This window comes from Micromonospora sp. NPDC005163, assembly GCF_053599835.1.
The window spans coordinates 155494-177442 of record NZ_JBSFYP010000002.1; the positions used below are offsets into that span (position 1 = coordinate 155494).

Annotated in this window: 23 protein-coding genes; 11 read left to right on the forward strand and 12 right to left on the reverse strand. The window is 71.4% G+C overall.

Going from position 1 to position 21949, the window contains the following annotated elements; genetic code table 11:
* Positions 1-76: 76 nt before the first annotated feature.
* Together ACWD6N_RS02430 and ACWD6N_RS02435 are read right to left on the reverse strand one after the other, a co-directional pair.
* Positions 77-451, reverse strand: a complete 375-nt coding sequence (locus ACWD6N_RS02430; RefSeq protein WP_354963852.1) for a VOC family protein — start codon at positions 449-451, stop codon at positions 77-79.
* A gap of 26 nt (positions 452-477) precedes the next feature.
* Entirely contained in the window at positions 478-1050 is a 573-nt protein-coding gene (locus ACWD6N_RS02435) for a cob(I)yrinic acid a,c-diamide adenosyltransferase (RefSeq protein WP_210909719.1), read from the reverse strand.
* Here ACWD6N_RS02435 and murA point away from each other — a divergent pair.
* Both murA and ACWD6N_RS02445 read left to right on the forward strand, forming a co-directional pair.
* Positions 1049-2491 (forward strand): UDP-N-acetylglucosamine 1-carboxyvinyltransferase, encoded by a 1443-nt coding sequence (murA, locus tag ACWD6N_RS02440; protein WP_354963853.1) that lies wholly within the window; start codon positions 1049-1051, stop codon positions 2489-2491. The two genes, ACWD6N_RS02435 and murA, sit on opposite strands and share 2 nt — an antisense overlap.
* Before the next feature lie 110 nt (positions 2492-2601).
* On the forward strand, positions 2602-3450 hold the full coding sequence (locus ACWD6N_RS02445) for a 3-hydroxyacyl-CoA dehydrogenase family protein (RefSeq protein WP_354963854.1): 849 nt from the start codon (positions 2602-2604) through the stop codon (positions 3448-3450).
* 177 nt (positions 3451-3627) lie between these two features.
* Here the strand turns inward: ACWD6N_RS02445 and ACWD6N_RS02450 are convergent, their stop codons facing one another.
* From ACWD6N_RS02450 to ACWD6N_RS02460, 3 genes are all read right to left on the reverse strand, one after another.
* Positions 3628-4332 (reverse strand): alpha/beta hydrolase-fold protein, encoded by a 705-nt coding sequence (locus tag ACWD6N_RS02450; RefSeq protein ID WP_354963855.1) that lies wholly within the window; start codon positions 4330-4332, stop codon positions 3628-3630.
* A gap of 84 nt (positions 4333-4416) precedes the next feature.
* Positions 4417-5262: an ABC transporter permease gene (locus ACWD6N_RS02455; RefSeq protein ID WP_354963856.1), complete on the reverse strand. Its 846-nt coding sequence runs from the start codon at positions 5260-5262 to the stop codon at positions 4417-4419.
* Entirely contained in the window at positions 5259-6110 is an 852-nt protein-coding gene (locus ACWD6N_RS02460; RefSeq protein ID WP_354963857.1) for an ABC transporter ATP-binding protein, read from the reverse strand. Before ACWD6N_RS02460 ends, ACWD6N_RS02455 begins: the two co-directional genes overlap by 4 nt.
* Positions 6111-6261: 151 nt before the next feature.
* On the opposite strand from ACWD6N_RS02460, the gene ACWD6N_RS02465 reads away from it, so the two are divergent.
* Positions 6262-8268 carry a protein meaA gene (locus tag ACWD6N_RS02465; RefSeq protein ID WP_354963858.1) on the forward strand — a complete coding sequence of 669 codons (2007 nt, stop codon included), beginning with the start codon at positions 6262-6264 and terminating at the stop codon, positions 8266-8268.
* Positions 8269-8287: 19 nt separating this feature from the next.
* On the opposite strand, the gene ACWD6N_RS02470 is transcribed toward ACWD6N_RS02465, so the two are convergent.
* Complete coding sequence (locus ACWD6N_RS02470; protein ID WP_354963859.1) at positions 8288-8584, reverse strand: DUF1540 domain-containing protein; 297 nt, start codon at positions 8582-8584, stop codon at positions 8288-8290.
* 1154 nt (positions 8585-9738) lie between these two features.
* Between ACWD6N_RS02470 and ACWD6N_RS02475 the strand changes: the two genes are divergently transcribed.
* The gene (locus tag ACWD6N_RS02475; protein ID WP_387326051.1) at positions 9739-10296 is read left to right on the forward strand and encodes a hypothetical protein; all 558 of its coding nucleotides are present in this window, start codon (positions 9739-9741) and stop codon (positions 10294-10296) included.
* Positions 10297-10407: 111 nt separating this feature from the next.
* Here ACWD6N_RS02475 and ACWD6N_RS02480 read toward each other — a convergent pair whose 3' ends face one another.
* Positions 10408-11025, reverse strand: a complete 618-nt coding sequence (locus tag ACWD6N_RS02480; protein ID WP_354964013.1) for a DUF4126 domain-containing protein — start codon at positions 11023-11025, stop codon at positions 10408-10410.
* A gap of 71 nt (positions 11026-11096) precedes the next feature.
* Between ACWD6N_RS02480 and nucS the strand changes: the two genes are divergently transcribed.
* Positions 11097-11756: an endonuclease NucS gene (nucS, locus tag ACWD6N_RS02485; protein WP_354963861.1), complete on the forward strand. Its 660-nt coding sequence runs from the start codon at positions 11097-11099 to the stop codon at positions 11754-11756.
* Positions 11757-11761: 5 nt separating this feature from the next.
* On the opposite strand, the gene ACWD6N_RS02490 is transcribed toward nucS, so the two are convergent.
* Together ACWD6N_RS02490 and ACWD6N_RS02495 are read right to left on the reverse strand one after the other, a co-directional pair.
* On the reverse strand, positions 11762-12421 hold the full coding sequence (locus ACWD6N_RS02490; protein WP_354963862.1) for a class I SAM-dependent methyltransferase: 660 nt from the start codon (positions 12419-12421) through the stop codon (positions 11762-11764).
* 79 nt (positions 12422-12500) lie between these two features.
* Complete coding sequence (locus tag ACWD6N_RS02495) at positions 12501-13997, reverse strand: aldehyde dehydrogenase family protein (RefSeq protein ID WP_354963863.1); 1497 nt, start codon at positions 13995-13997, stop codon at positions 12501-12503.
* A gap of 254 nt (positions 13998-14251) precedes the next feature.
* On the opposite strand from ACWD6N_RS02495, the gene ACWD6N_RS02500 reads away from it, so the two are divergent.
* The 5 genes from ACWD6N_RS02500 to ACWD6N_RS02520 all read left to right on the forward strand — a co-directional run bounded on the left by ACWD6N_RS02500 (position 14252) and on the right by ACWD6N_RS02520 (position 19078).
* Positions 14252-14668: an FHA domain-containing protein gene (locus tag ACWD6N_RS02500; RefSeq protein ID WP_354963864.1), complete on the forward strand. Its 417-nt coding sequence runs from the start codon at positions 14252-14254 to the stop codon at positions 14666-14668.
* Positions 14669-14761: 93 nt separating this feature from the next.
* On the forward strand, positions 14762-15835 hold the full coding sequence (locus ACWD6N_RS02505) for an alpha/beta fold hydrolase (RefSeq protein ID WP_354963865.1): 1074 nt from the start codon (positions 14762-14764) through the stop codon (positions 15833-15835).
* A gap of 146 nt (positions 15836-15981) precedes the next feature.
* A complete protein-coding gene (locus ACWD6N_RS02510) occupies positions 15982-17772 on the forward strand; it encodes a 3-hydroxyacyl-CoA dehydrogenase family protein (RefSeq protein ID WP_354963866.1) in 1791 nt (596 codons plus the stop codon).
* A gap of 103 nt (positions 17773-17875) precedes the next feature.
* On the forward strand, positions 17876-18202 hold the full coding sequence (locus tag ACWD6N_RS02515) for a hypothetical protein (RefSeq protein ID WP_354963867.1): 327 nt from the start codon (positions 17876-17878) through the stop codon (positions 18200-18202).
* Between the two features lie 66 nt (positions 18203-18268).
* A complete protein-coding gene (locus ACWD6N_RS02520; protein ID WP_354963868.1) occupies positions 18269-19078 on the forward strand; it encodes an alpha/beta hydrolase in 810 nt (269 codons plus the stop codon).
* 10 nt (positions 19079-19088) lie between these two features.
* Here the strand turns inward: ACWD6N_RS02520 and ACWD6N_RS02525 are convergent, their stop codons facing one another.
* The 3 genes from ACWD6N_RS02525 to ACWD6N_RS02535 are packed head-to-tail and all read right to left on the reverse strand — an operon-like array spanning position 19089 to position 21253.
* Positions 19089-20279, reverse strand: coding sequence for an AI-2E family transporter (locus ACWD6N_RS02525; protein WP_387326058.1), 1191 nt, complete (start codon positions 20277-20279; stop codon positions 19089-19091).
* 15 nt (positions 20280-20294) lie between these two features.
* A complete protein-coding gene (locus ACWD6N_RS02530; RefSeq protein WP_354963869.1) occupies positions 20295-20483 on the reverse strand; it encodes a DUF397 domain-containing protein in 189 nt (62 codons plus the stop codon).
* Positions 20474-21253 (reverse strand): helix-turn-helix domain-containing protein, encoded by a 780-nt coding sequence (locus ACWD6N_RS02535; protein WP_387326218.1) that lies wholly within the window; start codon positions 21251-21253, stop codon positions 20474-20476. The genes ACWD6N_RS02530 and ACWD6N_RS02535 overlap by 10 nt, the downstream gene beginning before the upstream one ends.
* 365 nt (positions 21254-21618) lie before the next feature.
* Between ACWD6N_RS02535 and ACWD6N_RS02540 the strand changes: the two genes are divergently transcribed.
* A complete protein-coding gene (locus ACWD6N_RS02540) occupies positions 21619-21948 on the forward strand; it encodes a hypothetical protein (RefSeq protein WP_354964015.1) in 330 nt (109 codons plus the stop codon).
* The last annotated feature ends 1 nt before the right edge of the window (position 21949 follow it).

Sequence of the window (21949 nt, forward strand, 5' to 3'; positions counted from 1 at the left end):
AGGCTTGATCCCTCCGCCGGGCGGGCTCCCCGGATACCCTGCCGGGGCACTGTGCGTCGTTCGGGCGCGCTATCTATCAACTGCCGTTACTGGTGGCGACTAGTTCTGCCTCGTAGCCGTGGTTGTCGGTGAGGTAGGCGGCGTAGGTGTCGGGGCCGCCGGCGTGCGGATGGCGGTCCGGGAAGAGCAGCGTCCAGCCGTACGCCGGGGCTGTCGTCACGAGCCGGTCCACGGCGGCCGGCGGGCCGGCGTGGAAGGCCAGGTGGTTCAGCCCCGGAGCCAGCCGATCGTGCCGGGGCCCGGAGAGCGCTGACGACTGCTCCAGCACGATGTAGGTGGGGCCGAGGCGCCACGAGCGGCCGGCCGGCCAGTCCTGGTGCAGCGACCAGCCCAGCTCGCCCAGGAGCCAGCCCCAGCTACGCGTGGCGGCCGCGAGATCGGGAACCCACACCTCGACGTGGTGCAGCCCGCCGACGCTCAGCGCTTACCGCCCGGCACCCATAGCACATCTCCCGCCGGATTTGCCGTTCTTGACAGGATAAAGAGCAGATCGGAGAGCCGGTTGAGATACTTTGCCGGGAGCGGGCTGGTCCGTTCCGGATCGTGGCTGACCAGCGCCCACGCTGCTCGTTCGGCACGCCGGGCGATGGTCCGCGCCACGTGCAGCAGCGCCGCGCCTGCGGTGCCGCCGGGGAGGATGAAGGAGTCGAGCTTGCTCAGGCGTGCGTTGTACTCGTCGCACCAGCCCTCGAGGCGCTCGACGTACTCCTCGGTCACTCGCAGCGGCGGATACTTCGGCTCCGGCTCCACCGGCGTGGACAGGTCGGCGCCCACGTCGAACAGGTCGTTCTGGATCGACGCCAGCACGGCCCGCAGTTCCTCGTCGAGCTGGCCCAGGGCGAGCGCGACGCCGATCGCCGCGTTGCACTCGTCGACATCCGCGTACGCGGCGATCCGTGGATCGGTCTTCGGCACCTGCTCGTTGTTGCTCAGCCTGGTCATGCCGGCGTCGCCGGCCTTGGTGTAGATGCGCGTGAGGTGGACGGCCATGACGCACAGCCTACGGATACCGGACCTGACGATCCCGGCGCGGCCGGACACCACCGCCGGCTGGCCGGCGGTGGTGGGCCCCGGGGACGCGGGCGATCCGGCGGTCAACGATGTCGACGTCATCCGGGTACGCGGTGACGCCCGGCTGGCCGGCACCGTGCACGTGGTGGGTGCCAAGAACTCGGCGTTGAAGTTGATGGCAGCCGCGCTGCTCGCTCCGGGCCGGAGCGTGATCACCAACGTCCCGCGGATCACCGACATCGCGATCATGGGGGAGGTGCTGCGCCGGCTGGGGTGCGACGTGCGGTTCGACGCGGACGACCCGGTGGATCCGATGGTCGCGCGGGGCGGGGTGGCCCGGTCGCGCTCGGTGACCATCGATGTACCCGAACAGCCGGGCGCCGACGCGGACTACGACCTGGTCCGCCGGCTGCGTGCGTCGATCTGCGTGCTCGGCCCGTTGCTGGCCCGCCGGGGGTACGTGCGGGTGGCTCACCCGGGCGGCGACGCGATCGGCTCGCGCGGGCTGGACATGCACGTCTCCGGGCTGACCCGGATGGGCGCGGACATCTCCGGTGAGCACGGCTTCGTCATCGCTACCGCACCGCACGGGCTCCGCGGCGCGGACATCGTGCTGGACTTCCCCAGTGTGGGCGCCACCGAGAACCTGGTGATGGCGGCGGTGCTGGCCCAGGGCACCACGACGATCGACAACGCGGCTCGGGAGCCGGAGATCGTTGACATCTGCACCATGCTCAACCAGATGGGCGCGCGGATCTCCGGCGCCGGAACGTCCACCCTGCGGATCACCGGCGTACCCGGGCTGCGCCCGGTGCGGCACGCCACCGTGGGGGACCGGATCGTGGCCGGCACCTGGGCCTTCGGCGCGGCGATGACCCGAGGCGACGTGACCGTGACCGGGCTCGACCCGGCCTTCCTGGAGGTCGCGCTGGACAAGGTGGTGGCGGCCGGCGGCCTGGTGGAGACCCGGGGAGACGGCTTCCGGGTGCGGATGGACGACCGGCCCCGCGCGGTCGACGTGGTGACGCTGCCGTACCCGGGCTTCGCCACCGACCTGCTGCCGATGGCGATCGGCCTGGCCGCGGTCAGTGACGGTGCCTCGTTGATCACCGAGAACATCTTCGACGGCCGGTTCATGTTCGCCAACGAGATGATGCGCCTCGGCGCGGACATCAAGACCGACGGCCACCACGCGGTGGTCCGGGGCCGGAGCCGACTCTCCGGAGCGCCGGTGCGGGCCACGGACATTCGCGCCGGGGCCGGCCTGATCATCGCCGGGCTCTGCGCGGACGGGGCCACCGAGGTCTCCCACGTGCACCACGTCGACCGGGGCTACCCGGACTTCGTGGCTGACCTGCGCGCGCTCGGAGTGGCTGTCGAGCGCGGGACGACGCCGGAGGAGCCGGAGCTGGAAATCTGACGCAGACCGGGTCCAGGGGGTTGTCGGGTCTCCCGACAGCCCCTTAGCCGTCGTTCAGGCTCGCCGACTAGGGTGCAGGCAGGCACTCAATCGCAGCGAGGGAGAAGCAGATGGCGGGTCGACTCGCGGTCGTCGGGGCCGGGCTGATGGGCTCCGGCATCGCCCAGGTGGCGGCGCAGGCGGGCTGGCAGGTGACGCTGCGCGACCTGGACGACGCGGCCACCAAGCGAGGGCTCGGCGGCATTCGGAAGTCGCTGGAGAAGTTCGCCGAGAAGGGCAAGATCGAGGCGTCGGACGTCGAGGCGACGCTCGCCCGGATCACCCCGACCACCGACTTGGAGGCGGCGGCGGACGCGGACATCGTGGTCGAGGCGGTCTTCGAGCGTCTGGAGATCAAGCACGAGGTGTTTCGCGCCCTGGACAAGATCTGCAAGGCCGACGCGGTGCTCGCCACCAACACCTCGGCCATCCCGGTGACCCAGATCGCCGCGGTCACCGAGCGGCCCGAGGCGGTCGTCGGCACCCACTTCTTCTCCCCGGTGCCGATGATGCAGCTCTGCGAGCTGGTCCGCGGCTACAAGACCAGCGACGCCACGCTGGCCACCGTCCGGGCCTTCGCCGAGGAGATCGGCAAGACGGTGGTGGTGGTCAACCGGGACATCGCCGGCTTCGTGACCACCCGCCTGATCTCCGCCCTGGTGGTGGAGGCGGTCAAGCTCGTCGAGTCCGGCGTGGTGTCGGCGGAGGACCTGGACACCGCCTGTCGGCTGGGCTTCGGGCACGCCATGGGCCCGCTGGCCACCACCGACCTGACCGGCGTGGATGTGCTGCTGCACGCCTCGAAGAACATCTACACCGACACGGCGGACGAGAAGTTCTTCCCACCGGAGCTGCTCCAGCGCATGGTCACCGCCGGCGACCTGGGCCGCAAGACCGGCAAGGGCTTCTACACGTACTGAGAACACGCAGCTACGGGCCCGCAGTGGCGATCACTCGCTACCGCGGGCCCGGGGCGGTGCTCATCCCGGACTGGAAGCCGGGTCGGGGTCTGCCAGCGCTGCCGCGACGAAGTCGAAGGCGTCTGGGATGACCCGACCCCAGTAGCCGAAGTCGTGTCGGCCGTCGGCGTACTCCACCTAGGCGGCCGGCTCTGGAAGAGCACGCTCCAGCGCTTGCACGTCGGCGAGGAAGTCGTCCTGCCGACCGCACCAGATGCCCAGCCGAGTGCCGCGCAGCCGATCGACGCTGGCGAAGACGGCGTCGCCAGGTGCGACGGCGGGGGAGAAGGCCGCCACCGCCCGGAGGAACCCCGGCCAGGTCCCGGCGAGCAACAGCGAGCCGAAGCCCCCCATCGACCAGCCCCAGGCCGCCAGTCGGGCGGAATCGAAGCCCCGCTCGGCGCACCAGGCCGGTAGTTCCTCGCGCACCATCCGTTGCGGGTCGTCCCGCCCGGACGGACGCCAGGAGAGTCGGTCGCCGGTTGCCCCAGCGAGCACGAACGGCGGAGCGCCCCGGCGTACCGCGTCGGTCAGGAAACGGCCCAGGCCGAGCCCGGGGAAGTCCCGCGCGGTGGTGGAAGCGCCGTGCAGCACGAGGCAGACCGGCAGTCCCCGCCCGTCGCCGTACCCGTCCGGGACGGCCGTGTAGAAGTCGACCGTGCGGCCCCGCGCGGCGGACGGGCGGCTGGTGAGCCGTTCGTCGCCGGCCGGTGCCTTCGGAGGCACCGGCCGTGCCGGCGCGGGCCGGATCAGGTCGCGCGCCGTCCAGCCGATGCCGACGGCCAGTGCACCCGCCCCCGCCCCCGCGAGCAGGAGACCACGCCGGGTCGGTCGAGCCGCCATGGTCCGAGTGTCGCAGCCCTTGGCGGAACCCGGTGTCCCGTCGTGCGGTCGAAAAAAGCCGACGGGGAACTGTCTGCTTACCGGTCAGCCGTCGCGCTTGGTCGTCCAGCCGAAGGTGGTCAGGCAGAGCACCAGGCCGATCACGCACCACAGGGCCAGCACCAGCGCGACGCGGCCCAGCTCGAACGAGCCCCCGGGCTCCTGCGCGCCGAAGCTCGACGGCAGGAAGACCGCCCGTAGCCCCTGGCACATCCACTTGAGCGGGAACAGCGCGGCCACCTGCTGCATCCAGGTGGGCAGGTCGGTGAAGACGAAGAACACTCCGGAGATGAACTGGAGCACCAGGGCGACCGGGGTGACCACCGCCGAGCCGCTGCGCGCGGTGCGGGCCAGCGACGAGATGGCGATCCCGCAGAGCGTGCAGGCGGTCACCCCGAGCACGGAGACCCAACCGAAGGTGAACCACTTCCCGGCGGTACCCGGCAGGTCGAGGTCGAACAGCGCCACCGCGACCGCCAGCAGCAGCGCGGTCTCGGCGATGCCGATCGCCACCACCATGATCACCTTGCCGGCGAACCAGACCCACTTCGGCATCGGCGTGCCCCGGTAGCGCTTGAGCACGCCCCGGTCCCGCTCGATCGGGATCCAGATGCCGAGGTTCTGGAAGCTCACCGTCATCAGGCCGGTCGCGATCATGCCGGTGATGAAGTACTGGGTGAACTTGACCCCGCCGCCGATCGTGCCGCCGAAGATCGACGCGAAGATCAGGATCATGATGATAGGGAAGCCCATCGTGAAGACCACGGACTCCCGGCTGCGCAGGAACTGGGTGATCTCCAGCCGGCCCTGCCGCAGGGCCAGCGCGCCCGCGCCCGGCCGGCGGCCCGGGGTCGCGGCGACCGGCGTCGCCGGCTTCGTCGTGGTCGTCATCGCGCGTGTCCGATCATCGTGAGGTAGACGTCCTCCAGGGTCGGCCGGGTCACGGTGAGCCCGGGGACCTCGCCGCCGTAGCGCGCGGCCAGCTCGGCCACCAGGGCCGTCGGCGTCGCGCTCGGCGCGCGCTCCAGCGTCCCGTCCGGGGTACGCCAGGAGACCGTCGCCAGCGCCTCCTGCCGGTTGCCCAGCTGGTTCGGTGCGGCGACCTCCACGAGCCGGCCGCCGGCGATCACACCCACCCGGTCGGCCAGCGCCTCCGCTTCGTCCAGGTAGTGGGTGGTCAGCACGATGGTGGTGCCGGCCGCCGCGAGGTCGCGGATCAGTTCCCAGAACTCGCGGCGGGCCTCCGGGTCGAAGCCGGTGGTCGGCTCGTCGAGGAAGAGCAGCTCGGGGCGGCCGATGATGCCCAGCGCCACGTCGAGGCGGCGCTTCTGCCCACCCGAGAGGGTGTGCGTACGGGCCTTCGCCTTGCCGGCCAGCCCGACCCGCTCGATCACCTTGTCCGGGTCGTCGGCGTCCGGGTAGAAGCCGGAGAAGTGCCGGATCACCTCGGCCACGGTCAGCTCGTCGAACTCGCCGGTGCCCTGGAGCACGATGCCGACCCGGGACCGCCAGCCGGCGTCCGGGTGGGCGGGGTCGGCCCCGAGCACGGCGACCTCGCCGGCGTCCCGGCGTCGGTAGCCCTCCAGGATCTCCACGGTCGTGGTCTTGCCGGCGCCGTTCGGGCCGAGCAGGGCGAACACCTCGCCGCGGTGGACGTCGAGGTCCACGCCCGCCACGGCCACGTTGTCGCCGTACGCCTTGCGCAGCCCCCGGACGGAGATGGCCAGCTCGTCATCCATGGTGTCCAGTGTGCGTCCTGACCGGGGTGGCGTGGCGCCCGGGGTGTGGCGGTCCGGGACACTCCGGGCGCTTCGCACCCGGACGTCCGCGACATGGACCTGTGTGGTTTTCCACAACCCGTTTTACTGAACGGTAACTTAGACTCCGGCCATGGATGAGAAGGCATCTTCGGGGCGGTTGCCCGAGCGGGACCGCCCGTGGGTGATGCGCACCTACGCCGGTCACTCGTCGGCCGCCGCGACCAACGCCCTCTTCCGCCGCAACCTGGCGAAGGGGCAGACCGGTCTCTCGGTCGCCTTCGACCTGCCCACCCAGACCGGGTACGACCCCGACCACGAGCTGGCCACCGGTGAGGTCGGCCGGGTCGGCGTGCCGGTGGCCCACCTCGGCGACATGCGGGCGCTCTTCGACGGCATTCCGCTGGCCGACATGAACACCTCGATGACCATCAACGCCCCGGCGATGTGGCTGCTCGCCCTGTACGGCACCGTGGGGCTGGAGCAGAACGCCGAGCTGGCCCGCTGCGCCGGCACCACGCAGAACGACATCATCAAGGAGTACCTGTCCCGGGGGACGTACATCTTCCCGCCGGCGGCGTCGCTGCGGCTCACCGCCGACGTGGTGGCCTACACGCTGCGTGAGATGCCGCGGTGGAACCCGGTCAACATCTGCTCGTACCACCTCCAGGAGGCCGGTGCCACGCCGGTGCAGGAGGTCGGCTTCGCGCTGGCCACGGCGGTCGCCGTGCTTGACGCGGTCCGCGACTCGGGCCAGGTGCCCGCCGAGCGGATCGGTGACGTGGTGCAGCGGATCTCGTTCTTCGTCAACGCCGGGGTGCGGTTCGTGGAGGAGATCGCCAAGATGCGCGCGTTCAGCGTGCTCTGGGACGAGATCACCCGGGACCGGTATGGCGTCACCGAGGCCAGGCAGCGCCGGTTCCGCTACGGCGTTCAGGTCAACTCGCTCGGCCTGACCGAAGCGCAGCCGGAGAACAACATCCAGCGCATCGTGCTGGAGATGCTCGGCGTGACGTTGTCCCGCGACGCCCGGGCCCGCGCGGTGCAGCTGCCCGCCTGGAACGAGGCGCTCGGCCTGCCCCGCCCGTGGGACCAGCAATGGTCGCTGCGGATGCAGCAGGTCCTGGCGTACGAGTCGGACCTGCTCGAATACCCCGACCTCTTCGCCGGCTCGCACGTGATGACCGCGCTGGTCGACGAGATCGTCACCGGTGCCCGCGTCGAGCTGGACAAGGTGCTGGAGTTGGGCGGCGTGGTCGCCGCCGTGGAGACCGGTTACCTCAAGAGCGCGCTGGTCGCCTCGCTGGCCGAGCGCCGCCGCCGGATGGAGTCCGGTGCCGACGTGGTGGTCGGCGTCAACCGGTTCACTGGGACCGAGTCGTCCCCGCTGACCGCGGCCGGAGCGGAGGCGGTCGAGCAGGTCGATCCGGCGGTCGAAACCGCCGCCGCCACCGGCGTACGCCGGTGGCGGGCCGACCGGGACGCCGCGGCCGTCGAGGCGGCCCTGGCCCGGCTCAGGGCGGCCGCCGCGACCACCGCGAACCTGATGCCGGCCACCCTGGAGTGCGTGCGGGCCGGCGTGACCACCGGCGAGTGGGCCGGCGCGCTGCGCCAGGTCTTCGGCGAGTACCGGGCGCCCACCGGACTGGCCGGCGCCACCGGCACCGGCGGCGACCCGGGCCTCGCGGCCGTCCGCGCACGGGTTACCGCCACAGCCCGCGAGCTGGGCAGCGGCCGGCTGCGGCTGCTGGTCGGCAAGCCCGGCCTGGACGGGCACTCCAACGGCGCCGAGCAGATCGCGGTACGCGCCCGCGACGCCGGCTTCGAGGTCGTCTACCAGGGCATCCGGCTGACCGCCGGGCAGATCGTCGCCGCGGCCGTTGAGGAGGACGTCGACCTGGTCGGGCTCTCCGTGCTCTCCGGCTCGCACCTTGCCGCCGTGCCGGCCGTGCTCGACGGGCTGCGCGCCGCCGGTCGGGCGGACCTGCCGGTGGTGGTGGGCGGCATCATCCCCGCCGGCGACGCCGACACGCTGCGGGCGGCCGGGGTGGCTCGGGTCTTCACCCCGAAGGACTTCGCCCTCACCGGCATCATCGACGACCTGGTGACGGTCATCCGGCGCGCCAACGACCTGCCCTGACCCGGGCTGGTGTGACCGGTCAGCGGCCGGCGTAGGTCATGCAGTCGGCCATGTCGTTGTCCGGGCCGACCCTTATGGACGAGGCGTGGCACTCGAGCTGCTCATTGTGCCGACAGTCGGACCGCTGGCACGCGCCCACCTGAGCGATCAGGCTGTCCACACCGCCGCGCACCGGCGACTCGACGAAGGTGTGGCAGTGCGCGTGATCCATGCTGCCGATCGTGATCGCGAAGGCGTGGCAGTCGCCGGCGTTGTTGTACGCGCAGGCCACGACCACGCACTCCTGGACCCGGGGCATCTCCATCGCTGTAGTCATGCCGACCTCCTCTAGGCTTCTTGACCGATCGTAGGCTTTTGCCGGCTTCGTGATCCTTGCTATGCCGCGACGCTGGGTAGCTGTCTGGTTTGTCGGCCACCCGGTGCGGTGGGTCGTGGCTTTGTCGGCCGCGCGGTGTGGTGCGTTGTGGGTTTGTCGGGTGCGGCGGCGGTGGGTCGTGGGTTGTCGGGCGCGGTGCGGGTGGGTCGTGGGTTGTCGGGCGCGGTGCGGTGCGTCGTGGGCGGTGTGGGGCCCGCCGTGCCCGGCTTCGGGCGGTCAGGCTTGATCCCTACGCCGGGCACGGCGGGCCCCACACCGTCGGTGGTCGCCGTTCGTCCTGATCCCTCCGCTGCGTGACGGACCATTCCGTCTGGCGGGGTGGCGGGGTCTGATTGGTCCCTGTAGTTGGACGCGGCCGGGTGCTCCCTTCTGGGGGGCGGTCGCTGTTGTGAGCGATATACCTCGGAGGCATAAATATGCCTCCGAGGTATACCCCTCGTTGACCACCTCGCCCCGGGTTCGCTTCATCCTCGTTCGCGGTGGTCGACTCGATGTCAGCGTGTCAGCGATGTCGGCGATGTCGGCGATGTCGGCGATTTCGGGGATGTCCCGGTGTCCTGGGCGGCCGGATGGCCCGATATCGGTGATACCGAGTCGATCAACCCCAGCCGGTCGAGTTGACGCCCGCGACAGCCGGCAATTTCGTGCCGTATGTCCCGTATCGGAGGTCTCTGGCGTGTGACCGGCTGCATCCGTGGGGTGGAATCGTGGCGGGCCGGGGGTCGTTACACACCCTGACGATCGCAGCACCACCGGTCCGGCACCCCGCCCCTCTGGGGGTTGGGATGGCGGCCGGGCCCGGGTTGGAATGCCCGCGGGTGGCCGGTCGTTGCAGACCCCTGACCGACCCCCTCACTCGGGGGCCGCTGGAACGGAGCCCCCGCTCACCGGGGTGCCGATGGATGGGCCACCCCCGGAATGCCGGCGGCCCGGCGGTCGTTACATACAGTCCCGGCGCCACGAGCCCCCGCCCGTAGGCCGCCGACGATGACTTTCCCCCCTTGCAGTTGGAAGCGCCGGACGAGGTGCTCGCATCCTTGCGCCGTCCCCCTCGGGCGTGTGGGTGTCTACCCCCCTGAAGGAGCTGACCTCTCATGAACACGATTATTCGTAAGAGCATGCTGTCTGTTGCTGGTCTCGCGTTCGCCGGTGGCGTGTTCGCCGGTCCGATCGCCGCGCACGCCGCCACCCCCGTGGATGGCAAGCCGGTCGCGGTCGCGGTGCAGACGGCCAAGGTGCAGGGCGCGCAGTCGCACATCGACCTGAACGACGAGCAGACCGGCAATGTGAAGGCGATCATCGCGGCGACGAAGAAGGCTGGTCTGCCTGAGCGGGCCGCGGTGATCTCGATCGCCACGAGTCTGCAGGAGTCGAAGCTGGAGAACCTGGGTCACCTCGGCGACGCCAACGACCATGACTCGCTGGGCCTGTTCCAGCAGCGCCCGACCAGTGGTTGGGGCACGCCCGAGCAGATCACCAACCCCGAGTACTCCACCACCGCGTTCCTCAAGGGTTTGAAGCAGGTTGACGGGTGGCAGGACATGGCGTTGACCGACGCCGCGCAGACCGTGCAGGTCTCGGCCTACCCCGACGCCTACGCCCAGTGGGAGCAGCAGGCCACCGACCTGGTCGCCCAGCACTGGAACAGCTGACCCACCGCACCACCGCACGACATCGACCGCTGGCCGGCACCCCACCCCGGGGTGCCGGCCAGCGGCATGTCTGGACCGGCGGGAACGCCCTGGCCCGCGGCCCGCGGCTCGTCAGACGCGGAAGCCGGCGGCGCGTGCTGCCTCGCGTTCCCGGCGGCGTTCGGAGCGTCGGCGTAGGAACCAGTAGACGAACGCCACCAGGCCGAGCAGGAAGGCGAGCACCAGCACCGGCAGGATGATCGCCACCAGGGAGACCACCACGCTGGTGGCGTCCTCGGCGGTGCTGGCCACTGGGGCGCCGAACCCGGCGGTGGTCGCGTTGACTACCGGCCGCGCTGCGGACTTGAGCAGGTGTACGCCGAACGCGAGCAGAACGCCGGTGACCACTTGCACCCACTGGTGCGACGAGAAGAAGCTGCCCGGGTCGGTGACCGTCACCGTCTCCGACGACGATCCGGCGCCGAAGGCCAGGCCGCCGGCGGTGGGTCGGACCACGGTCTGCACCACGTCGTTGATGTGGTCGACCACCGGCACCTTGTCCGCCACCATCTCGACGGCGAGCAGCAGGGCCAGGATGGCGACGACCCAGCCGTTGCCGAGCCATGTCCAGCCGCTGGGCAGGTCGATCAGGTCGGTGTAGCGGGCGAGCAGACCGAGGGTGAGCAGGGGTATGTACGCGTTCAGGCCCGCCGAGGCGGCGAGACCGGTACCGGTGAGGACTTCGAGCACCATCTCAGCATCCCATCGACGCGCCAGTGCCGCTCGGTGGCGACCGGTGGGTGCTCGGCTACCCTCGTCGGGTGCGGTTGGTCATTGCGAAGTGCTCGGTGGACTACGTCGGACGGCTCTCGGCTCACCTGCCGCTGGCGACCCGGCTGCTGATGGTGAAGGCGGACGGGTCGGTGTCGATCCATGCCGACGACCGGGCGTACAAGCCGTTGAACTGGATGAGCCCGCCGTGTCGGCTGGAGGAGGCCCCCGGCGTGTGGCGGGTGGTCAACAAGGCTGGCGAGGAGCTGCGGATCACCCTTGAGGAGATCTTCCAGGACACCTCGTACGAGTTGGGGGTGGACCCCGGCCTGCGCAAGGACGGGGTGGAGGCGCATCTCCAGGAGTTGCTGGCGGCCAACCCGAGCGTGTTGGGCGACGGGTACACGCTGGTCCGCCGCGAGTACATGACGGCGATCGGCCCGGTCGACCTGCTCTGCCGGGACGCCAACTCCGGTGCGGTCGCGGTCGAGGTCAAGCGGCGCGGTGAGATCGACGGGGTCGAGCAGCTCACCCGCTATCTCGAACTGATGAACCGCGACCCGCTGCTCAGCCCGGTCACCGGGGTCTTCGCCGCGCAGGAGATCAAGCCGCAGGCGCGGGTGCTCGCCGCCGACCGGGGCATCCGGTGCGTGGTCGTGGACTACGACAAGCTGCGGGGCATCGAGAAGGACGAGTTGACCCTCTTCTGACCGGTTCACTCCCCGGTTCGCACCGCGATCAGCGACTTGGGTAGGCCGGCCACCCGCTCGACGAGCATCCGCGAGTCGGGGAAGTAGTGGCGCATCTGCGACCGGTCCAGCAGTTCGGTCCAGAGCACCTGGTGGATGGCGGCGTCGTGGCTCCGGGTCGGCTTGTGGCCTAGCGGCCACCGTCGGGCGACCGCGGTGCGAAGCCGGACCGGCAGGAACTGCATTCCGGGCGCGATCCAGTGCGGCTCGATCGGGAAGTAGCGGTAGGGCGTCTGCACCCAGTGCCGTTCGGCCAACGAGTGGACTGCCGCGGCGAACCGCGGCTGGCGTTCGTGCCCGCCCACGTGCTCCAGCACCGAGTTGGAGAAGACCAGGTCGAAGTCGCCGTTGGTGACCTGCGGCGGCAGGTCGCAGGCATCGGCCTGTACGACGTGGGCCCACTCTGGGACGACGGTGGGCGGTTGCTCCAGGTTGACCACGGTCACCCGAGTGGGCCGGATGGTGGCGCGATTCCAGGTGCCGAGCCGGCCGCCGAGATCGACCACGTGCATGTCGCCGATCGTCGGGAACGTGCGTGCGAGCCAGTCCGAGCGACGCCGCCGCTGCCGGGCGCTCCACGACCGGTCACTGTCGACAAGGCGGTAGCGCAATCGATTAGGGCCCATTTAACGCAATGTACCGCCGCGAATACCGTGTCCAAACATGTGGATGCGTCGATCTCGGTGGAGATCGGTTATCCGACACTCACCTGCCGTACATCATTTTGATGGCCTTGACGAGTCGGGCGACGTCGGTCGGGGTCCGCTCGAAGGTCATGGACGGCAGCAGCGACCGGGCCCTCCGGCGGGTGATCGCCTTGGCCCGGCCGAATTCGCGCAGTCCGTCCTCGCCGTGGATCCGCCCGAAGCCGGAGTCACCGACCCCGCCGAACGGCAGGGTGGACATCCCGGCGAAGGTGAGGGTGGAGTTGACCGAGGCCATCCCGGAGCGCAGCCGTCGGGCGATGGCAACCGCGCGCCGCCGACCGAAGACCGAGCCACCCAGGCCGTACGCGAGCGCGTTGGCCCGGGCGACGGCTTCGTCGGCGTCGCGGACCCGGCTGATGGTGAGCGTCGGCCCGAAGGTCTCCTCGCGGACGGCGGCCGAGTCCTCCGGTACGTCCACCAGCACGGTCGGGTGCACGTACGGCGGCTGCACCGCGCTCGGGCCGCCCAGCACGGCGCGCCCGCCGGAGTTGACCGCGGCCTCGATGTGGCGGCGGATCACGTCGACCTGGCCGGGCATGGTGATCGGGCCGATGTCGGTGCCCTCGGGCCCGACGGTCAGCCGGCCCGCGCGGGCCACCACCTTGTCGACGAAGGTGTCGAAGACCTGGTCGACGGCGTACACCCGTTCGATGCCGATGCAGGTCTGGCCGGCGTTGGTCATTCCGCCCCAGACGCACGCCTCGGCGGCGGCGTCCAGGTCGGCGTCGCTGTCGACGATCATGGCGTCCTTGCCGCCGCCCTCGATGAGCACCGGGGTCAGCGTCTCGGCGCAGGCGGCCATGACCTTGCGGGCGGTGGCGGTGGAGCCGGTGAAGGCGAGCTTGTTCACCCCGGAACGGCACAGCGCCGCGCCCACGCCGCCCAGCCCGTGCACGGCGGTGAACACCGGTTGCTCGGGTACGACCTCGGCGAAGCTGTCCACCAGCCACTGGCCGGCCGCGGGCGTGTACTCGCTCGGCTTGAGCACGACGGCGTTGCCGGCGGCCAGCGCGTACGCGGCGGAGCCGATCGGGGTGAAGACCGGATAGTTCCACGGCCCGATGACGCCGACCACGCCGTACGGCTGGTATTCGAGGTGCCCGGAGAACTCGGCGAGGATGAGCCGGGACCGCACCCGGCGCGGGCCGAGCACCCGGCCGGCGTTGCGGGCGGCCCAGTCGATGTGCTCGATCGCGGTGACGATCTCGACGATGGCGTCGGCGACCGGCTTGCCGCCCTCGACGTGCACCAGCTCGGCGAGCTGCTCGATCCGCTTGGCGAGCAGGGCGCGCCAGCGCAGCAGCCGTTCGCGGCGGCCGGTGAAGCCCAGCCCGGCCCACCATTCGCCGGCGGTGCGGGCGCGCTCGACGGCCCGCCGGACGTCGGCGTCGGTGGCGACCGGGAGGCGACCGGCCTCGACGCCGGTGGCGGGGCTGGTGGACACCAGTTGGCCTGCCTCGATGACCGGGTTGCCGGGGATCTGCACAGCCGTCATGGCGGAAGTCTAGACCCGAAGATTACTCGCCGGTAGGCCGCGATTCGGCCCGGCGGGACGGGAGTCGCATCGGGCCGCCCGCTCGTTGATCAGAGCAGGTCAGGCCCTCTGCTCGGATCCCGCCCGCCCGAACCGTCGAACGGGAGATGGCCGGGAGGTGGCGAGGAGTTGACCGGCCGGTCGGTATTGACGATTACCGTCTGATGGCAGGCTGGCGCGCGGCGTAGTCGTGTGGGGTGGAGGGCTGGCTGTCCATGGAGGAACATCCGGAACTGATGCCGCTGTTGACGGTCGCGGGTGGGTCGATGCGCGGGGCGAGTTTTCGTCTGCGGGCCGAGGCGCAGGTGATCGGTCGGGCGCCGACCGGTCACGTCGTCATCAACGACCCGCACCTGAGCCGGCAGCACGCGGCGGTGTGGCGGGCGCCGGAGGGCCCGGCACTGCGCGACCTGGGCTCAACCAACGGCACCTGGCTCAACGACCGCCGGATCACCGAGGTGGAACTCCTCTCCGACGGCGATGTGATCCGGCTCGGCCGCACCGAGCTGCGTCTGTTCGATCCGGGAGTGGCCCACACCGATCCGGTCGGGCTCAGCTTCGGCCCGTCCCGGCGTGACGTCCGGCCGACGCTGCCGCTGCCGCTGGCCACGCCGCCCACCGCACGTCGCTGAGTAAAAGGACGTCGTGGTTGGTGCGGGCCCACACCCGGGGCGCACCCGGGATGGCTGCCGGGCACCTGGACCGGCGCGGACCGGGGTGGCAGCATGCCGCGGGTGGAGACCGAGCAGCGGACCGTGACAGCGAACGGCATCACCCAGGCGGTACGCGTGGCGGGCCCGCCGGACGGCACTCCGGTGCTGCTGATCCACGGCAACTGCTCGTCCGCCCTGTTCTGGGAGCCGCTGGTCCGGCGGCTGCCGCCGACGCTGCGGGTGGTCGCGCCGGACCTGCGTGGTTACGGCGCCTCGGAGACCGCCCCGGTGGACGCGACCCGGGGTCTTCGGGATTTCTCCGACGACGTGGCCGCGCTGCTGGAGGACCCGACGTTCTTCGGCGCGGCCGACGCCCGCCCGGTGGTGGTGGGGCACTCCCTCGGCGGGGGCGTGGCGATGCGACTGCTGGTCGACCACCCGCACCGGGTGGGCGCGCTGCTGCTCGCCGCGCCGGTCTCCCCGTACGGCTTCGGTGGCACCCGCGACCTGGCCGGCACGCCGACGACGCCCGACTTCGCCGGTACCGGTGCCGGCACGGCGAACCCGGACTTCGTCGCCCGGCTCACCGCGGGTGATCGCGGCACCGAGGCCCAGACCAGCCCGCGTGCCGTGCTGCGAGCGACCTATGTGGCCGATCCGTCGTCGCTGGGCGGCGACGAGGAGTTGCTGCTCGACAGCCTGCTCTCCACCGTCACGGGGGACGACAACTACCCCGGCACGGCGGCGTCCTCGGAGAACTGGCCGGGCGTGGCGCCGGGGGAGCGCGGGGTGCTCAACGCGCTCGCGCCGACCTGGTTCCGGCTCGCCGACGAGCTGGTGGCCGTCGCCGACAAGCCTCCGGTCACCTGGGTACGCGGTGACGCCGACGTGATCGTCTCGGACACTTCGCTGTTCGACCTGGCGTACCTGGGCTCGCTGGGTGCCGTACCGGGGTGGCCCGGTGCGGCGGAGTGCCCGCCGCAGCCGATGGTCGGTCAGACCCGGGCGGTGCTGGAGCGGTACGCGGCGGCCGGCGGCGCGTACCACGAGGTGGTGCTGCCCGGTTGCGGGCACAGCCCGCACCTGGAGCGCCCGGCGGAGTTCGTCGCGGAGCTGCTGGCGTTGACCGCCGTCCCGGCCGGCTGAGTGCAGGCCCGGCCAGCCGGGCGGCCGGTGGCGTCGTGGGTGAAATATGCCACGGCGTCTCGACAACCCAGCGTCACGTGGCAGACTCGCGCGCATAACCTTAGCGGCCGTTCAGTGGCCGTGCGGAGTGTCTGGGGAGGCCGGTCGTGGCGCGCGAGTTCAGCACCGTGGGTGTGGTGGGGCTGGGCACCATGGGTGCCGGCATCGTCGAGGTCTTCGCCCGCAACGGCATCGACGTCGTCGCGGTGGAGATCTCCGAGCCGGCGCTGGAGCGTGGCCGGGTCAACCTCACCGGCTCCACGGACCGGGCGGTGGCCAAGGGCAAGCTCGCACCGGAGGACCGGGACGCGCTGCTCGGCCGGGTGCACTTCGCGGTCGGGCTGGACGCGCTGCACTCCGTCGACCTGGTCATCGAGGCGGTGCCCGAGCACCTGGACCTGAAGCAGCGGATCTTCGCCGAGCTGGACCGGGTCTGCAAGCCCGAGGCGATCCTGGCGACCAACACCTCCTCGTTGAGCGTCACCGAGATCTCGGTGGCCACCCACCGGCCCAACCAGGTCATCGGCATCCACTTCTTCAACCCGGCGCCGGTGATGAAGCTGGTCGAGGTGGTCCGGACCGTGGTCACCTCGGCCGAGGTGGTCGCCGACGTGGAGGCGCTCTGCGCACGGCTCGGCAAGGTCGACGTCACCATCAACGACCGGGCCGGTTTCATCGCCAACGCGCTGCTCTTCGGCTACCTGAACCACGCGGTCGGGATGTTCGAGTCGCACTACGCGACGCGGGAGGACATCGACGCCGCGATGAAGCTCGGCTGTGGCCTGCCGATGGGTCCGCTGGCGTTGATGGACCTCATCGGCCTGGACACCGCGTACGAGATCCTGGACACCATGTACCGGCGCGGCGGGCGGGACCGCCGGCACGCCCCGGTGCCGCTGCTCAAGCAGATGGTCACCGCGGGGCTGCTGGGCCGGAAGTCCGGCCGAGGCTTCTACACCTACGAACGGCCCGGTTCCCCGGTGGTCGTACCCGACGAGGCGACGCCGCTGGCCACGGAGGCCGCGCTCGCCGACGGCGCGCGCGCCATCGCCAAGGTGGGCGTGGTGGGCTCCGGGACGATGGCCACCGGCATCATCGAGGTCTTCGCGAAGGCCGGCTACGAGGTCATCTCGGTGACCCGGGGCGCGGAGAAGTCCGCGAAGGTGTGCGAGGCGGTGAAGACCTCGCTGAACAAGGGCGTGGTGCGCGGCAAGCTCGCCGAGGCCGACCGGGACGCCGCCCTGGGCCGGATCAGCTGGTCGGCCACGCTCGACCACCTCGCCGACGTCGACCTGGTGGTCGAGGCGGTGGTCGAGGAGTTGAGCGTGAAGAAGGCGCTCTTCGCCAGCCTCGACGAGATCTGCAAGCCGGGCGTGGTGCTGGCGACCACCACCTCGTCCCTGCCGGTGATCGACGTGGCGATGGCCACCCAGCGGCCCGCCGACGTGGTGGGGCTGCACTTCTTCAACCCGGCGCCGATCATGCCGCTGGTCGAGGTGGTCCGCACCATCCGTACCTCCCCGGAGACCACGGCGACCGCCCGGGCGGTGTGTGCCGCGCTGGGCAAGACCGGCGTGGTGTGCGGCGACCGGTCCGGGTTCATCGTGAACGCGCTGCTCTTCCCGTATCTGAACGACGCGGTGAAGATGCTGGAGGCCAGCTACTCCACGGCCGACGACATCGACCACGCGATGAAGCTGGGCTGCGGCTACCCGATGGGCCCGTTCGAGCTGCTCGACGTGGTCGGGCTGGACGTCTCGCTGGCCATTCAGCGGGAGCTGTACCTGGAGCTGCGCGAGCCGGGCTTCGCGCCCGCGCCGCTGCTGGAGCACCTGGTCACCGCCGGCTACCTGGGCCGCAAGACCCGCCGGGGCTTCCGCGACCACTCGCACCGCTGACCGGGTCAACGCCGGACGGTCCCGGCGGCGTCTGAGTGATCTCTGCGTCGGGCGGGGCCGGCCGCGAGGTCGTCCCGCCCGACGGACCGTACGCTTGGTAGTTGTGAGCCCCCGTCGCAACCGCCCTCGCCGGGACGAGAACGCCAACCTGGACGCCGACCGTGTCCGGCAGGGCGTCGCCTCGGTGCAGCAGTGGACCGACGGCGCCTGGCAGGTACGCGGGATCGGCGCGGGCGCGTCGGTCAAGACGTACCGCTGCCCCGGTTGTGACCAGGAGATCCGGCCCGGGGTGGCGCACCTGGTGGCCTGGCCGGCGGACGGCCTGGGTGACCTGACCGACCGGCGGCACTGGCACAGCGGCTGCTGGCGCGCACGGGAGCGGCGTGGCCCGGCGGCGCAGCGCGGCCGGGGCGCCCCGCGCCACGGCTGAGCGATCTGGATCACCCTGTTCGCGCCCGGGCGGGCGAAGGCGGCGGCTTCGCGCCAGACTTGACGGGTGAGCACACCGATCCGCGCGTCGTCGGTCCTGCCCGGTCGCCGGGAGGACATCGAGTTGCACACCGCCGACGGTCTGCGGCTGGTCGGTGAGCTGGCACTGCCGGTCGACCGGCCGCCGGCGGCCACCCTGGTCTGCCTGCACCCGCTGCCCACCCACGGCGGGATGATGGACAGCCACGTGTTCCGCAAGGCGGCCTGGCGGCTGCCGGCGCTGGCCGACGTGGCCGTGCTCCGGTTCAACACCCGGGGGACCAGCAGCATGCGCGGCACCAGCGAGGGGGCCTTCGACGAGGCCGTCGGCGAGCGCTACGACGTGGCCGCCGCCATCGAGTACGCGGAGTTCGCCGAGCTGCCCAACATCTGGCTGGTCGGCTGGTCGTTCGGCACCGACCTGGCGCTCAAGTACGGCTGCGACCCGGCGGTGGCGGGCGCGATCCTGCTCTCCCCGCCGCTGCGCTTCTCGGCTCCCGAGGATCTGGCCACCTGGGCCGGCTCCGGTCGCCCGCTGGTGGCCCTGGTGCCGGAGTTCGACGACTACCTGCGCCCGGCCGAGGCCGGGGAGCGGTTCGCCGCGGTTCCGCAGGCCGAGGTGGTGGGCGTGCCGAACGCCAAGCACCTCTGGGTCGGTGACGCGGAGACGGTGCTCGACGAGATCGTCCGCCGGGTGAACCCGGCGGTCGAGGTGCCTCTGCCGACGACCTGGGACGGCCCGATGGAGACCGGCGACGTCAGCGCGTACGCCGACCGGACGGTGGCCTCGTTCGCCGACACGCCCGTTCCCGGTCCGCCCGCCGGCCGGGCGGACTGACCCGCACGGCTCAGCGGGTCTCCTGGCGGGGCAGCACCACCTCGCGCAGGATCAGTTGCAGCGCGGCCACCGTGGGGATGGCGATCAGCGCGCCCACCACGCCCAGCAGCGCCACCCCGAGCAGCGCGGCCAGCAGGGCGGCCACCTCGTTGACCTCCACCGAGCGTCGCATCACCTTCGGGTAGATCAGGTAGTTCTCCACCTGCTGGTAGATGAGGAAGAAGACCGCGCAGGCGATGCCGGTCGGCAGGTCGGTGGCGAAGCCGACCAGGCTCACGACCACCGCACCCAGGGTGGCGCCGATCTGCGGGATCAGGTCGGTCACCGCGACCACCACGGCCAGCGCGAAGGGGTACAGCAACCCGACGATCAACGCGAAGACGAAGGTGGTCGCGCCGGCCAGCACCGCGATGCTGAGCGCGCCGACCATGTAAGCGCCCACCTTGGCCAGGATCTCGTCGCCGATCAGCTGCACCCGCTCGCGTCGCGTCCGGGGCACCAGCGCGTAGCCCAGAGAACGCAGCCGGTTGAAGTACGCCAGGAAGTAGATGGTCAGCACCAGCACGGTCAACGCCCGGAACACCGTGCCGAAGATCAGTTGGGCGCCGCCGAGCACCCCGCCGAGAGCCCGGCCGACGGTGCCCGCGTTGACCGCACCCTGCACCCGCTTCACCAGGTCGTACCGCTCCACCAGGTCGTTGACCGTCGGGTTTCGGCGCAGCTCCTCGACGTACGTCGGCAGTTGGTCGATGAACTGCCCGGACTGGGTCACGATCGGCGGGACCAGCGCCACCACGCCGCCGCAGAGCAGCAGCACCACGGTCAGCGCCACCACCGCGACCGCCAGGCCGTGGGGCAGCCCCCAGCGGCGCAGCCGGGCCACCGCCGGGTAGAGACCGACCGCCAGGAAGAGCGCGATCACCACCAGCACCAGGATGCCGCCGGCGTTACGAATCCCCAGATAGAGGGTGTACGCCAGCAGCACGCCGAGCGCGCCCGTGAAGCCGAGCAGGAAGCTGCTGCGCCGCAGCGGACGCCCCGGCGTACCGAACTTGCCGGACGGGACGGCCGGCGGCTCGTCCGGGTCGACGCCCGGGCCGGGGATCGGCACCGGGTGTGGCGTCTCGGCCGCCGGGGGACCGGCCGGCGGGGGAGCGGGGGTTGCGTCCGGATCGTCGGCCGGCGGGCCGTGCTGCGGCACCAGGGACCTCCCGGGTCAGACGGTGGGGCGACGGGCGACGGCGACGAACGCCCGCCAGGCGGACGGCGCGAACACCAGCACCGGGCCGGTCGGGTCCTTGCTGTCTCGCACGCCCACCACCCCGGGCAGATTGTCCGCCACCTCGACACACTCTCCGTTGCCGCTCCGGCTGGACGTCCGCCACCGGGCGTCGGTCAGGTCCATGAGGTCACAACTTCCTTCATCAGCTCGATCGACTGCCGGCGGGACAGCGCACTGTTCCTGATCATCTCCCAGCGAGCCAGCAGCGTAGCCACCTCATGGTCGCCATCGACGACGAGGCCGTCAATCTGGTGCTCCATGTGGCCCACCCAACCACCGTCCTCGCCCCGCGCCAGATTGAACGGCCCCGACAGGCCGACGTGCAGCCCGACCTCGGCCGGGATGATGTGCAGACTGATGTGTGGCCGTTCCAGGCTGGCGACCAGATGCGTGATCTGCTCGACCAACAGCCCTCGCACGTCCTCCCCGGCACGCCGCAGCACCAACTCGTCGACGACCGCGATGAACTGCGGCGGTTCCGGCTGGATCAGCAGCGACTGTCGGTCCAGCCGGGCGTGCACCCGACGTTCCACCTCGTCGTCGCTGAGCAGGTCGTCGCACCGAATGACCGCGCGGGCGTAGTTCTCGGTCTGTAGCAGGCCGGGGATCAGTGTGGGCTGGAAGCAGCGCAGCTGGCGGGCGCTGCGCTCGGCGTCCAGCCAGGGTCGGAACCAGCTCGGCTGGCCGTCCCGCTCGGCGAGCTTGAGCAGGTAGACCAGCAGGCCGCCGGTGGCCAGCACCTCGTCGGCGCGGGCCAGGAACAGCCGGTCCAGCGGACGCTGACCCAGCTCCAGAGCGGACACCATCGAGCCGGAGTAGTGCACCAGCCGGCCGAACTCCTCCTGGCTCATCCCGGCGGCCGTCCGCAGCCGCCGCAGTTGAGCGCGGATCATGTCGGCCGTCGGCGCGGCGTCGCCTTCCACAGTGCCTCCGCAGGTCGCAGGTCCTCTCCACCGGCTCGCCCGGCGGGTCGCGTCACCGACGCAGTCACGCCTGGGGAAGCGCCGACGCCTTCCGACCGTAGCGGTGCGATCAGCAGACTGTCACGTACCGGATCTGCTGCCGGTCACTCCGGTCCCCCACCGCGCCGGGCCGCCGTACGCGTCCCGTGCCCCAGCCGAGGAGGTACCCCATGCCCCGCTCCAGCCGCGCCGGCCGCCTCGGACGGTCCCTGCGCGCCGGGCCGGCGCCGAGGTCGTCCGCTGGCTGCTCGCCGGACTCCGGCCGGCCGCACCCAGCCCGTACGCCGAGGTCCGGGCTGCCACAGCCGCGGCTCGGGCCGTACCCCTCGCATCCCCGACCCTGCGGTGACCGGACGCCGCACACCCCGCTGCGGCCGATGTGGTGCTGCCGTGCCGACGGCCGGCCGTGGCCGTGCGCGGAGGCTCGGCTGCTGCTGAAGGCGGAGTTCGACGCGGACCCGGCGGCCCTGACCATCTACCTGGCCGGGCTCTATCACGAGGCGGCGCATGACCTGTACCAGCTCAACCCCTACGGCGGGCCGACACCACGGGAGCTGTTCGAACGCTTCGTGGCCTGGGGCCCGTTCCGCCGTCCGGTCATCGACCCGCCCGCCACCGGGCCCTGAT